The following is a 14912-nucleotide window of genomic DNA, read 5'->3' on the forward strand; positions in this document are numbered from 1 at the left end:
CCGCCGGTGCGTGAGCGCGCTCGGCGAGCAGCGACGCCCACCGGGCGAACGGCGTTGCCGGCGCCGGCAGCGCGATGGGCTGTCCCCGGTGGTGTTGGGTCCATGCGATGTTGAGATCCTCCAACAGGATTCGCCACGACACAGCATCGATGGCGAGGTGGTGGATCATCACGGCGAGCTGACCGGTGGGAGCCACCCACAGGGCGCTCAGCATCCTGCCCGTGCTGGGTTTCAGCCGTGACCGCGCCGCGGCGATCTCGGTGTCGGACAGCGCGTCGATCGTGTACACACACTCCTCGGCCTGAATGGACCCGGCCTCGGGCACCACCAGGGACCCGTCGCTTCCGAGACGAAGCCGCAACATGGCGTGTGTGTCGAGCACGACCTGCAACATCGCCACCACATCGGGTCGGGTGACCCCCGTGGGGGCCTGCAGCACCATCGTCTGGTTGAACTCCTCGGTGGGTCCGTCGATCGTCTGCAACCAACACATGATCGGTGTCGGCTTGACCACGCCGACACCGTCATCGATCGGGCCGGCATCTGCTGTGGCCACCGTGGCAACCATCGCCAGGCGTGCGACGGTCTGTTCGACGAAGACGTCGCGGGGCCGGCACAACACCCCGGCTGCTCGCGCCCGGGCGACGACCTGCATCGACAGGATGGAGTCGCCGCCGAGGTCGAAGAACGAGTCGTCGACGCCGACCCGCTCGACGCCGAGGACCTGCGCGTAGACGCCGGCAAGAATGCTCTCGACGGCATCGGCCGGGGCGCGGAAGTGGATGTTGTCCTGGTACTCCGGTGCCGGCAGGGCTCGGGTGTCGAGTTTCCCGTTGGGGGTCAGCGGCAGTGTCTTCAGGGCCACGATTGCGGTGGGCACCATGTAGGTCGGCAGTTGTGCTGCCAGTTGGGCGCGGGTGGTGGCGGGGTCGGCGGTGCCGGTGAGGTAGCCGACGAGGCGTTTGTCACCGGGGCGGTCTTCGCGTGTGATGACCACTGCCTGGTCGACGCCGTCGAGTGCTGCCAGTGCGGTCTGGATTTCGCCGAGTTCGATGCGGTAGCCGCGGATCTTGACCTGTTCGTCGGCGCGGCCGAGGTAGTGGAGTTGTCCGTCGGGTTGCCAGCGCACCAGGTCTCCGGTGCGGTACATCCGGGTTCCGGGCGCTCCGAACGGGCACGCCACGAACCGCGACGCCGTCAATCCTGTTCGGCTCAGATAGCCCACGCTCACGCCGCGGCCGGCGACATAGAGTTCACCGGTCACCCCGGCGGCTACCCGGCGCAGTCGCTCGTCGAGCACGAACAGCGCCGCCGTCGGTACGGGTGCACCGATGGGCGCCGTCCCCGCGGTCGCCGTCAACGGCGCGCTCATCGACGCATACACGGTGGTCTCGGTGGGGCCGTAGGCGTTGATCAACACCCGTCCGGGTGCCCACTGATCCACGACCTCGGCCGGGCACGCCTCCCCGCCCAGTAACACCGCCACCGACTCCAGGCCGTGTGGCGGCAGTGCCGCAACCGCCGAGGGGGTCTGCGTGAGGACGGTGACCTTCTCGCGAATCAGCAAGGCGCGGAACTCGTCCGGTGAAATGGCCACCGATTCGGGCACCACCACCAGGCGGCCGCCACCGAGCAGGGCGGCCCAGATCTCCCACACGGAGAAGTCGAACCCGTAGGAGTGGCACTGAGTCCACACCTGCGCCGCCGCCAGGGTCGCGGGGGTGGAGTCGGCAAGATGGCACAGGTTGGCGTGGGTGACGGCGACGCCCTTGGGCGTACCAGTGGTACCCGAGGTGTAGATCAGATATGCGAGATCATCGGGGGCCGGGGACGAGACGGCGGTGCCGGGTTCGGATCGGACGGCGGCGTCGTCGACCTCGACAACGGTGATGTCGTACCCGCTCAATCGCGGCCGCAGTCCGGCGGTGGTGACGATCGAGACCGGCGCCGCATCGGCGAGCATGAACGCGATCCGCCCATCGGGATGGGCTGGATCGATCGGCAGGTATGCGGCCCCGGACTTGAGCACGGCAAGCATCGCCACCACCGCGTGTACCGACCGGGTGAAGAGAAGCGCCACCACGCCCCCGGGCGCCGCACCCCGAGCAATGAGGTGGTGGGCCAACCGATTCGACGCCTCGTCGAGCTCGCCGTAGGTCAGTGACAGGCCCTCGGACGTCAGCGCGATCGCGCCGGGGGAGCGTGCCACGTGCCGGGCGAACAACGCGGGAATCGACGCGGTCGGCGTGGCCGGCACAGTCAACACGGCGCGGTTGCCGATTTCGTCGAGGCGAAGGTGCTCGTCGGCGCCGAGCACGTCGACCGACGAAACTGGTCGCCGGGGGTCGTCGATCAGGGTCGTGAGCACCCGCTGCAGTCGCCCGATCAGCGTGGTGATGCCATCCGCGTCGAAGACATCGGTGCGGAACTCAACCAGCCCGCGTATGCCTGCGGACTCACCGGCCTCGTTCCACTGTTCGGACAGCGAGAACGTCAGATCAGCGCGCGCGGTGTGAGTGTCGACCGGAACCCGGGTCACCCTCAGATCGCCCAAAGTCAGACCGGCGACCGGGTCACCGGCGTCCACGGGAAGGTTCTGCCAGGCCAACATCACCTGGACCAGCGGATGATGGGTCAGCGACCTGGAGGGGTTGAGACTGTCGACGAGTACTTCGAAGGGCACGTCCTGATGCTCATAGGCGGCCACACTTCGCTGTCTCACCTGTGCGATCAACTCGGCGACGGTCGGGTCGTCGGCCAGGTCGATCCGCAGCACCAACGTGTTGACGAAGAATCCCACCAGCTCATCCAGTGCCGGATCCGTGCGCCCTGCGATCGGGAAGCCCACGGACACATCGGAACTGGAAGTCAGCCGAGCCAACAGCACCGCAAGAGCAGCTTGCACGATCATGAAACTCGTCGCGTTGTGCTCGGCGGCCACCGCGTGGATCCGTTCCTGCAATTCGGAGGGCCACTCCACCGGCACCGTGGCGCCGCGCTGATCGGCGGCCGGCGGGTAAGGCCGGTCGGTCGGTAACTCCAGCCGCTCGGGCATCCCCGCCAGCGCGTCGTGCCAGTAGGCCAACTGCGCGCCGATCGGGCTACCGCTGTCGTCGATCTCGCCGAACTGTGCACGTTGCCAGAGCGTGTAGTCCACGTACTGCACCGGTAGGTCTGCCCAACCGGGGGCGCGGCCCGCACAGCGGGCTTGGTATGCCTCGCTGATGTCTCTGGCCATCGGCGCCAGCGACCAGCCGTCGAAAGCAATGTGATGCAACATGATCGCTACCACATGCTGTTCCGGCCCTACCGAGTAGACCCGTGCCCTGATCGGGATCTCGGTCGACAGATCGAACCGATGCGCCGCCAGCGCCGTCAACTCGTGGACCAACTCCCGCTCATCGAGTGAGACCACCACTGGTTCACCGCGCCGCCACATGCCCGCCCGGGCCGGCAGGACACGCTGGGTCGGCACACCGTCAGCGGCCGGGAATGTGGTGCGCAACGTCTCGTGCCGGGCGATCACGTCATCGAGGGCGTCACCGAGTGCCACGACGTCGAGGGGTCCGCTGATCCGGAACGCCGTCGGCATGTTGTACGTGGCAGTGCCGCCCTGCAACTGGTCGACGAACCACAACCTGCTCTGAGCGAAGGACAGCGGAACTGCCGCGGGCCGCTCGAGCCGTGTCAGAGGCGTGCGCGGATGGGCGCCGCCGCCGAGACGGGAGGCCAGTTGAGACACCGCGGGCGCGTCGAACAAGGTGCGCACCGTGAGGTGGGCGTCCAGCGATCTCGCGATTGCGGCGATCACTCTCATCGCGGACAGCGAGTCCCCGCCCAGATCGAAGAAGGAGTCGTCGGCACCGACGCGGTCGATGCCGAGGACCTGCGCGTAGATGCCGGCCAAAATCTCCTCGACCGCGGTGGCCGGCACGCGGTAGCGCACCACATCCTGATACTCCGGAGTCGGCAGCGCGCGAATGTCGAGCTTCCCGTTGACCGTCAATGGCAACGCGTCCACCACCATCACCGCGGCGGGCACCATGTACGGTGGCAACCGCTTCGCCAGGGCGGTGCGCACGTGCGCCGGTTCGACCGAGCCCGGGGCGGCCTCGACCAGATAGCCGACGAGGCGTTTGTCGCCGGGTCGATCCTCCCGGGCGACCACCACGGCCTGGTTCACGCCGTCGAGGTCGTTCAGAGCGGCCCGGACATCGCCGAGTTCAATGCGGTAGCCCCGGATCTTGACCTGTTCGTCGGCGCGGCCGAGGTAGTGCAGTTGCCCGTCCGGGCGCCAGGACACCAGATCGCCGGTGCGGTACATCCGGGATCCCGACCCACCGAACGGGCACGCGACGAACCGCGACGCGGTGAGTGCGGCGCGGTGTCGATACCCGACCCCCACCCCGTGGCCGGCCACATACAGTTCACCGACCACCCCCGCCGACACCGGTCGCAACCATGCATCGAGTACGAACAGTGCCGCTCCCGGCACCGGCGAGCCGATCGGCACGCCCCCTCCCGAGGTCAGTGGCGCGCTGATCGCCACGCACATCGTCGTCTCGGTGGGGCCGTAGGCGTTGACCATGATGCGTCCGGGTGCCCATCGGTCGACGATCTCGGGCGGGCAGGCCTCACCGACCACCGCGAGCGCCGCCGATTCCAGGCCCTCCGGCGGCAAATGCCGGACCGCCGAGGGGGTCTGGGTGAGAACGTCGACCTTTTCATTGACGAGGACATCGTGGAACTCCCGGGATCCAGCTGCCGCCGATTCGGGGACCACCACCACGCGACCACCACGCAGCAGGGCGCCGAAGATCTCCCAGACCGAGACGTCGAATGCCAGTGTGTGGCAGTGTGGCCAGACCCCTGGGAAAGGCAGCCCAGCGTCCAGCGACGACAGTAGATCTGTGACGTTGTGATGTGTGATGGCAACACCTTTGGGTACCCCCGTGGTGCCGGAGGTGTAGATCAGGTAGGCGATGTCGTCGGGGTGTGGTGCCGGAAGCGCGGTCGCGGGCTGATCCGCGATGCGCGGGTCGTCGACGTCGATGACCGACAGTCCACTCCCTTCCAGCGTGCCGGCCAATGCGGTGGTGGTGATCGCCGCGACCGGTGCCGCGTCGGCCACCGTGAACCGGATCCGCGCCGCGGGTACGGCGGGGTCCATCGGAAGGTACGCCGCTCCGGTCTTGAGCACCGCGAGGATCGCCACGACCGCTTCCGGTGAGCGGGAGAACATCAGCGCCACATACTGTCCCGGGCCGACGCCCCGGCCGGCCAGCAGATGGGACAGGCGATTGGCAGCCTCGTCCAACTCGCGATAGGTCAGCGACGTCTCGTCACACACCAGCGCAACCGAGTCCGGGGAGCGGGCGACGTGTTCGGCGAACAACGCCGGAATCGACACTGCCGTGGAACCGGTATCGGTGAGGGCCGCCCGGTTGCCCACAGCGTCGATTCGGGCGCGCTCTCCGGAATCGAGCACATCCAGCGAGGAAAGCCGACGTTGTGGATAGGCAGTCATGGCGGCGAGCACACTGTGCAGACGCTCCCGAAGAGACGAGACGTCGAGGTTCGGGAAAGGCCGTCCCGGACCGGCAGTGCTCAGAAACAGTTGGTCACCGACGCCGGAGAAGAACAACCCGAACCCGCCCACGACTCCGGAGCTGATATACGACGCCGTGGCTCTGATGCCCCCGAAGTCCAAGTCGAAAAAAGAGGGGATGAAGTTGACGCTCACCCGTTGAGTCGGTTGTCCCGAACTGTGCCTGCGGGCGCTTCGTTCGAGAGCGCGAGCCGGAAATCGCTGATGTGCGACCGCTTCCCGAATCCGTGTGTGGACGTGCCCGCAGAACCCGGCGACCGTGGATTGCGGTGAGACTCTGAGCACGAGGGGCACGACCCCGGCGACCATTCCGGGTAGTGCCTTGGACTCCGCACCCACCCGCCTGCTGACCGGAAAATCGAGCACCACCTCCGAACCCTCGGCGCCCCAGCCGTGCACCAGCAGTGCGCACGCCGCGGTGATGACCGAGGACCGGGGCATATCCCATTCCTCGGCCAACCCCTGCACCTGTCGCAGGATCTGCGGATCCAGTTGGGCCGGTGCGGAAGGCCATGCTGAAGGACTCCGGTCGCCGTCGCGGGCGACATCGTTGCACCGCCATTCCGGTTCATCCTCGGAGGGGAGGTTCCTGCTCCAATAGTCCTGGTCCGCTGCGTATTCCGCCGATGACCCGTATTCCGACTCGCTGTTGACGAGGTCCTGCAACGAGCCGAAGAACGGGGGCGGGATGGGCGCACCGGAGACGAGGGCCGAGTAGATGGCCGCGATTCGATGCCCGACCAGCGCGATGCCTGATCCGTCGATGACGATGTGGTGGCAGCATGTGAACCAGTAGTACGCGTCGGGTGCTGTCTGGAACAGCACGAAGCTGAACAGCGGACCGGAGAACGGCATCTCGGTCCGTTGGATCGACGCCGCCCGCTCGATGGCTTCGCGCTCGGGATCCTGCGAGCCCGTCAGGTCATGAAACGCCAGGTCGATCTTCGCGTGGTCACTCACCCTCTGGAAGACCCGGCCATCCTCTTGGAAGAACGTAGCCCTGACCGGTTCGGCTTCTTGGAGGGCGCGCTGGATCGCCCACCGGAGCGGATCACGCTGTACCGGGCCGGCGATCTTGACAAAAAGGCCGAGCTGCCATTCTGTAGCGGAATGCCCTGTCTCGTGGGCAAGCCAGATATCCAGCTGACCCTGCGTCAGCGGAAGTGTTCGGTCACCGAGTTCCATCCGACCGCCCCCATAGATCTCACGCGGCGTCGGATGACGCCAGCTTTTCGCTCAGCAACTCCGCCAGGCCGCGGACGGTGATGGTGGCGAGATCGGTGGATGCGATGCGAACCCCCGATTCCGTCTCGATGCGGGTGCGAAGTTCCAGGGCACCCAGAGAATCGAGGCCGTACCCGGAGAGCGGGCGATCGGGATCGACAGTGCGGCGCAGGATCACGTTGACCTGATCGGAGATCAGACGCCGCAGCCGGGACGGCCACTCCTCTGTGGGCAGTTCGTCGAGTTCGGTGCGCAGTCTGCTGGTGTCTCTCGAGTTCCCGCCGACGGTGCGGAAGGCCTCGGCGAAGGGGCTGTGTTGGGCGAAGGCGGTCAACCACGGCGTGTCCGTGACGGGCGCGTACCCGGTGTAGGCACGCGCGTGGCGCAGCAGCGTTTCGAAGGCATAGGCGCCCTCGCTGCTGCCGATGGCCGTGTCGGAGTTCTCCGCCACAGCGGTGGCGCGCCCGACCTCGGACCATGCGCCCCACGCGATCGCCGTGGCTACGAATCCCCGAGCCCGCCGCCACCGGGTGAAGGAATCCAGCCAGCTGTTGGCCGCGGCGTAGGCGCCCTGCCCGGGTGAACCCACCAGCGCCGCCGCCGAGGAGAACGAGCAGAACCAGTCCAGCGGTTCATCGGCGGTGGCGAGATGCAGATTCCAGGCACCGGAAACCTTTGGTGCCCAGTCACGCTCGATGAGGTCATCGGTGATGTTCCCCAGCGTGGCATCCTCGACCACTGCTGCGGCGTGCAGGACCCCACGTAGTGGGAGACCGGTGGCGGTAGCGGTGGCGACCAGAGTTGCCGCGGTGCCGGGCCGGCTGATGTCGCCGCACTCCACCACCACGTCGGCGCCGGTGACGCGGATCTGCGCGATCGCATCCAGAGCCTCGAGCGTGGGCTCCGACCGTGACGACAGCACGATCCGTCCGCACCCGGCGGCGGCCATCTTCCCGGCCAGGAACAACCCGAGTCCGCCCAGCCCCCCGGAGATGAGGTAGGCACCGTCGCCGCGGAAAACCGGAGCCTCCGTGGGTGGTACGACCACCCGAATCGGGCCGGTGCGTGGGACGTCGAGCACGAGCTTGCCGGTGTGCCCGGCGCCGCTCATCGTGCGCACGGCGGCAGCGGCGTCGGTCAGGGGTCGACGGGTGATCTGCGGTTTCGGCAAGGTGCCGTCTGCGGTCATCCGATACACGCTGGTCAACAGGTCTCGAAAACGAGCGGGATGACTGTAAGCCAGCAATCCCAGGTCGACGGCGTGGAACGAGAGGTTACGACGGAAGGGGAGCAACCCCAACCGGGTGTCACCGTAGATGTCGCGCTTGCCGATCTCGATGAACCGCCCGCCGGTAGCCAGCAGTTCGAGGCCTGCGCGCTGTGCGGCACCGACGACCGAGTTGAGCACGATGTCCACGCCGTATCCCTGGCTGTCACGACGTATCTCGTCGGCGAACGCAAGACTGCGAGAGTCGTATACGTACTCGACGCCCATGTCGCGCAACAGTTGCCGCCGCTCGTCGCTACCCGCCGTAGCGAAGATCTCGGCTCCCGCAGCCCGGGCGATGGCGAGCGCTGCCTGTCCGACGCCGCCCGTCGCGGAGTGGATCAACACCCTGTCGCCACTGCCGATACGGGCGAGTACGTGCAGGCCGTACCAGGCGGTGGCGTGGGCGGTGGTCACCGCCGCGGCTTCCCCGTCGCTCAGGCCGGCGGGCACCGCGATGGTCCTGTCGGCGTCGCAGGTGATGAAGGTGGCCCAGCAGCCGTCGGCACACACCCCTGCGACGCGATCGCCGATCGCGCGGTCGCTCACCCCCGGTCCCACGGCGGTCACCACCCCGGCGAAGTCGGTGCCCAGTTGCGGTAACCGGCCCTCGAAGGCGGGGTAACGGCCGAAGGCGATCAGTACGTCGGCGAAGTTGATGCTCGACGCGCTGACCGCGACCTCGATCTGCCCCGGGCCCGGCGTAACACGCTCGGCTCCAATCAATTCCATCGATTCCAGATCGCCGGGAACCCGGATCTGCAGACGCATCCCGTCATGCTCGGGATCGGCGACCGTGGTCTGCCGGTCCTCGGGCAGCAGCGGCGACGGACACAGCCGAGCGACGTACCACGCGCCGTCGCGCCACGCGGTCTCGTCTTCCTCCGACCCGGAAAGCAGTTGCGCGGCCAACTGTCCGGCATCGGTGGTGTCGTCCACGTCGATCTGGGTGGCACGCAGATTCGGCTGTTCGGTGCCGACCACGCGCATCAGGCCCCGTAAGCCGGCCTGTCCGAGGTTCATGTCGTCGCCGGTCGTCACATACTGGGCATGGCGCGTCACGGCGTACACCCGCGGGAGTCGGCCGGGGATGTCCGACACTTCGCGGATGATCCTCGCCAGATGCTGCACGCAGGAAAGGCCGGCATCGGGTGGGCAACCGTCACCGGCGCCCTCGGCCGAAGTGAGGATCACCACTCCGGCGATTCCCCCTGTGCTGAGGTGCTCGGCGAGCTGTTCGGCCTTCGACGCATCATCGGCGTGCAATGGCCAGTACATGGCGATGCACTGCGCTCCAGCGGTTTTCAGCGCGCCGCTCAGCGACGATGCACCCGAGTTGTCGGCGGTGGCGATGAGCAACCAGCCACCGGTGTCGACCGGTTCCGTCTCGGGCAGGTCCCGGTGCCGCCACTCGATGGTCAGCAGCCGCTTGGCCAGGACCCGATCTGCGTGACCGCCCCCGGATGCGCCGGTGCTCAACCGTAAACCCTGCACGGCGAGCAGGACTGTCCCGTGCTCATCGAGCACATCGAGGTCCGACTCGAACGAGGTCGTGTCGACCTGTGTGATCCGTGCGTAGCAGTACCTGGCGCTGCGGGCGGGGCCGTAGGCGCGCAGCCGCCGGATGCCCAACGGCAGTGCCAGCACGCCGTCGTCCATGGCCAGGACCCGCGGATGGGCGACGACGGACTGCAAACAGGCGTCCAGCAGGGCCGGATGGATGCCGTAAGCGTCCTGCTGGGAACGGATCTGGCCGGGCAGTGCGACCTCGACCAGTACGGCTTCGTTGTCGGTCTCCCCGGTGTGCGCCACGACGAGACCTGTGAATGCGGGACCATACCCGACGCCGCGCAGATCCAGACGGTTCCGCACCTCGGCGCCGTCCACGCGGTGCGGATGCGCGGCGAGCAGCGTGGGGATGTCGTAGGCGGGCGGCTGCTCCTCGGCAGCGGCATGGAGGACGGCCGTTGCCCGGCGTACCTGCTCGCCCGCCAGATTCGTCTGCACCACGAAGTCGGCGACGCCGGTGGACGACAACGCCGCTGAGGTCCCGACTGTGGTCTGGCCGTCCAGCAGGAGTGCCTGCTCGAAGCGGATGTCACGGACCTCGGAGTTCTCGCCGAGCACCGCGCGACCGGCCGCGAGCGCCATTTCGCAATACGCCGCGCCCGGAAGCACTGCGACGTCACGGATCCGGTGATCACCGAGCCAGGGCTGGACGGCGGTGCCCACATCACCCTGCCAGACGTGGCGTTCCGGCTCCTCCTGCAGGCGCACATGCGCGCCGAGCAGAGGATGCACCGACACTGTGCAGCCGCCGTGTGTCGGGGATTCATGCCCGTTGCGGCTCCACAGCAGCGAGCGGTGGGTCCAAGTGGGCAGCGGTGCGTCGACGAGCCGCCCGCGCGGATGGAGGACGGAGAAGTCCACCGCGGCGCCGGCGCTGTGCAGATCGGCCACGAAGCGGCGCAGCCCCCACGACAGCTCCTGCTCGCGACGCATCGCTGCCAGCGCGGTCGTCGGCGTGTCGAGACTGCGTGCCGTCTGCTCGACCGCAAAGGTCAACAACGGGTGGGGCGCCAGCTCCGCGAAGACGCGGTAGCCGTCCTCCAGCGCGGCCTGTGTCGCGGGGGCGAACCGCACCATGTTGCGAAGGTTGTGCACCCAGTACTCGGCATCGCACACCGGTGACTCGCGCGGGTCGTAGAGCGTCGCCGAATAGAACGGAACCGACGGCGTTGTCGGCTGCAGTTCGCTGAGCGCGTCGGCCAGTTCGTCGAGGATCGGGTCTACCTGAGGCGAGTGCGAGGCGACGTCGACGGCGATCTCCCGTGCCATCACCTCACGCTGTTCCCAGGCCGCGACGAGCTCACGCACCGTGGAGGTGGCACCGCCGACCACCGTTGACTGCGGCGAAGCCACCACTGCCACCACAGCGTCCCGGACGCCGTGGTTGATCAACTCGGAAAGCACCTGCTGGGCAGGCAATTCCACCGATGCCATGGTGCCGGCACCGGCGATTCTGGACATCAGCTGTGAGCGCCTGCAGATGACGCGCACGCCGTCGTCCAGCGTCAGTGCCCCGGCGACGACAGCTGCCGCGACCTCGCCGAGGGAATGGCCGATGACGGCGCCCGGCTGGACGCCGTGCGACCGCATGGTGGCGGCCAGCGCGACCTGCATGGCAAACAGGGTCGGCTGCACCCGGTTGATGCCGGTCACGACCTCGGGCGCGGACATCGCCGCGGTGACGGAGAATCCGGACTCGCGGACAATCAGAGGTTCGACCTGTGCCACGGCGGCGGCGAACGCCGGCTCGGTTGCCAACAGCTCCGCACCCATCCGGGCCCATTGCGATCCCTGCCCGGAGAACACCCAGACAGGTCCCCGGTCGTCGCGGCCGGCCGCGGCTTCGTACGGGACGTCGCCTCCGGCGACCAGGCGCAGGCCCTCGAGGAGCTCGGACCGGCGGGTCGCGATGACAGAGGTGCGGACAGGTCGGTGCGTGCGCCGACGCGCCAGCGTGTACGCCACATCCTCCAGCGCCACGTCCTCGTGTGACGAGACCCATTCGGACAGCCGGGCCGCGGTGTGCCGCAACTCGTCGGCAGAGGTGGACGACAGCAGGAACAGCAGCGGTTCGGAGGAGGACGTCTCAGCCGAAAACGCAACCCGGACAGGGGATCGGAGCTGTGAATTCTGGTCGGGTGCCTGCTCCACGATCGCGTGGACGTTCGTGCCGGAGAGCCCGTACGACGACACCGCCGCCCGGCGCGGTTGATGTCCGTTGAGCGGCCAGTCCGTTGTCCTCTGCGGCACGAAGAGATTCGTGTCTATGTGGGCCATCGCCGGGGGCAACTGTGTGAAGTGCAGATTCCGGGGAACCACGCCGTGCTGGGTGGCGAGCACCGCCTTCATCAGCCCCAGTGCGCCGGCGGCCGACTGCGCATGTCCCAAGTTCGTCTTCAAAGTCGCCAGCGCGCAGGGGTTCGTGATGCCATAGACGTTGGCCAGACTCGCGTACTCGATCGGGTCTCCTACCGCGGTGCCGGGGCCGTGCGCCTCGACCATCCCGATGCTGCGGGCATCCACTCCCGCCGCGGACAGCGCCGACCGGTACACCGCTGTTTGAGCCGTGACCGACGGCGTGGCGATGTTCACGGTGTGGCCGTCCTGGTTGGCCGCCGATCCGCGAATGACCGCCAGAATCCGATCTCCGTCACGCACGGAGTCGGACAGACGCTTGAGCAACACCACGACGCAGCCTTCGGACGACACGAATCCGTCGGCCGCGACGTCGAACGCATGGCATCTGCCGGTGGGCGACAGCATGCCTTCAGCTGACCCGGCAACAAACTTGCGCGGGTCCAGCATCACTGATGCGCCGCCGGCGAGGGCAAGGTCGCTCTCCCGGTCGATGAGACTGTGGCAGGCCAGGTGCACGGCCGTCAGGCCGGACGAACACGCCGTGTCGACTGTCAGCGCCGGGCCGTGAACGCCCAGGGCGTAGGCGATCCGACCGGAGGCCAAACTGAAGCTGCTGCCGGTGAAGCCGTACGGGGCTTCCACGGCGTCCGCGTCGACGGCCAGGAGTTGATAGTCGCCGTGCGTCAGACCCACGAACACACCGGTCAACGAGTCGGTGACTGTTTCCTGCGAGAACCCGGCGTGTTCCATCGCCTCCCAGGAGGTTTCCAGGAGCAGTCGATGCTGCGGGTCGATTGCGGTGGCCTCACGCTCGTTGATGCCGAAGAACTCGGAATCGAAGCCGGCGACGTCGTCGAGGAAGCCACCCCACTTCGTCACCGACCGGCCGGGCACACCCGGTTGCGGGTCGTAGTACTCGTCGGCGTCCCACCTCTCGGGTGGAATCTCGGTGATCAAGTCATCGCCGCGTAACAGCGCTTCCCACAATTTCTCCGGCGAGTCGATTCCGCCGGGAAGCCGGCAAGCCATGCCGATGACAGCGATGGACGCCACACGTGAGTCAGCCACGGACGATCACCCACTTCGGTCGGCGGAGTGCCCTTGTCGACGAAAGATCCCTAGGCCGTGTGGATCTGCGTGCCGGCTCCATTCTGAGAGGGTTCGATTCCAGCAGTTGCCCGGTATTTTCTCGTCGATCCATCGGCGGAAGTGCTCGGTAACCAAGCGCCATCCGACCGCCCCCATTTCCAATCGGCTGGGCTGGATCAGCCCCTGTTCTCTGCCAATCTGTCCCGCAGACTCCGTGGACGGATGTCGGTCCAGTTCTGTTCGATGTAGTCCAGACACGCAGCACGATCGGCTTCACCGAAGACCACCTGCCAGCCGGCCGGGATATCGGCGAAGGTCGGCCACAGGCTGTGTTGCTCTTCGTCATTGACCAGCACGAGGAAGTTGGCATTGTCGTCGTCGAACGGATTGATGCTCATCGCTGCTCCGACTGTCGAGTCGTTGACTCCAATTGACGCGAACGTTACTGCAGTCGGTGGGATCGAATCGGAGGTTTTCGAAAAAGGAACGGAGTTCGCTATATCGGAAGCCGAGCGAATATTTGCCTACTCAAGAAGATCGACCGGAAGATCACGATCTATGCAGGTGAACCCGGAACTATCGGCCCCCTTGGCGAACCTGTGCCGACGACGGACTGCACGCTCCCATATATTTGCTGAATCCGTCGTCCGGCATCAACTTCCGCATCTCGATGCAGTATTCCAGCGACGGTCGGTGGGCTGGCCGGTCCGCGTAATTCTCGGCTCGTGCGGGTTTGGTCCCGGGACGGTCGCGGCGACAGGCTTGCGGCCCTCGCTGGGAGAACAACGAGTGACTTCACCGCGCCAGAACACGCGATGCCATCGACAAGAATGGTTGGTGGTCAACGTCATTGACGAACCATGCGGACAAGATCGAGGGTTTCGGCTGCCACGCGGGTATTCACATGCACTGCCGAAGATCCGGCAATTCAGAACGTATACCGGAAGATTCGGTCGTAGTCGCGAATCATCGGGACCGAATACTGCATGCGGTACAGCAATCGTTGGCGGCGCATCGGGATTCTATCGTAGCCCGCGATGATCGAGTTGCTTTCGACGAGCTGTAGCCGCGGCTCCCACCGGGTGAGCTCCGCACCGTCGCGGGTGCCCCACTTGATCATGCCGGAGGTGAGGACTTTCGAGAGCCGCGGTCCCCACGGCGACAGGAAGTCGGCGACGAGCTCACCGGTGTCGTAGCGGTCGACCAGCCGATGGAGCAGTCGGGCAACCTCGTCGGGGGTCACGTACATCAGAAGACCCTCGGCGACGATCAGGACCGGACCGCCCTCGGGTAGGTCGTCGATCCATTCGGAGTGCGTGACCGACGAGCCGATCATGCGGTATGTCTCCGACTCGGAATGCAACTGGCGCCGCAAGGCGATGACATTCGGCAGGTCCACGTCGAACCACGGTCCGCCGGCCCGCCCCGCCATGCGAAGTGCGCGGCTGTGCAGACCACAGCCCAGATGCAGGACGACCGCGTCGCGGTGGCGGTTGAGGAAGTGCATGACCATCGCGTCGAACTGGGAGCTGCGTAGCGCCACCATGAACTGGTTGGTGTCTGGGCGGAGGACTCGGTGCAAGCGCTTGAAGTCGTACTCGATGCGCTCGACGTCTCGTGCGGCGACGTGATCGCCGAGGATGGATTGGGGTTGTCGACTCTCGCAGGCGCGTAGATAGAGCATGCACAGGTTGGTCCACTCGACGGATTTCCAACGCACGCCGGTGAAGTCCACCGTGCCCTGGTGGCCACTGGTCGGGTCGATCGGCTCCTCGATGTCCGTCACAGCGTCCTCCC

The 14912-nt window shown here is 66.9% G+C and carries 4 protein-coding genes; all 4 read right to left on the reverse strand.

The window, feature by feature from the left end; genetic code table 11:
* Positions 1-6793 (reverse strand): non-ribosomal peptide synthetase (locus WA965_RS23465; RefSeq protein ID WP_526448127.1); only part of this gene is annotated, 6793 nt, incomplete at its 3' end.
* Between the two features lie 19 nt (positions 6794-6812).
* A complete protein-coding gene (pks2, locus tag WA965_RS23470; protein WP_526294128.1) occupies positions 6813-13055 on the reverse strand; it encodes a sulfolipid-1 biosynthesis phthioceranic/hydroxyphthioceranic acid synthase in 6243 nt (2080 codons plus the stop codon).
* A 236-nt stretch (positions 13056-13291) separates the two neighbouring features.
* Complete coding sequence (locus WA965_RS23475) at positions 13292-13513, reverse strand: MbtH family protein (protein WP_526294124.1); 222 nt, start codon at positions 13511-13513, stop codon at positions 13292-13294.
* 530 nt (positions 13514-14043) lie between these two features.
* The gene (locus WA965_RS23480) at positions 14044-14901 is read right to left on the reverse strand and encodes a class I SAM-dependent methyltransferase (protein ID WP_526294123.1); all 858 of its coding nucleotides are present in this window, start codon (positions 14899-14901) and stop codon (positions 14044-14046) included.
* Positions 14902-14912 lie beyond the last annotated feature (11 nt).

Source organism: Mycobacterium sp., from assembly GCF_049683935.1.
Lineage (GTDB): Bacteria > Actinomycetota > Actinomycetes > Mycobacteriales > Mycobacteriaceae > Mycobacterium.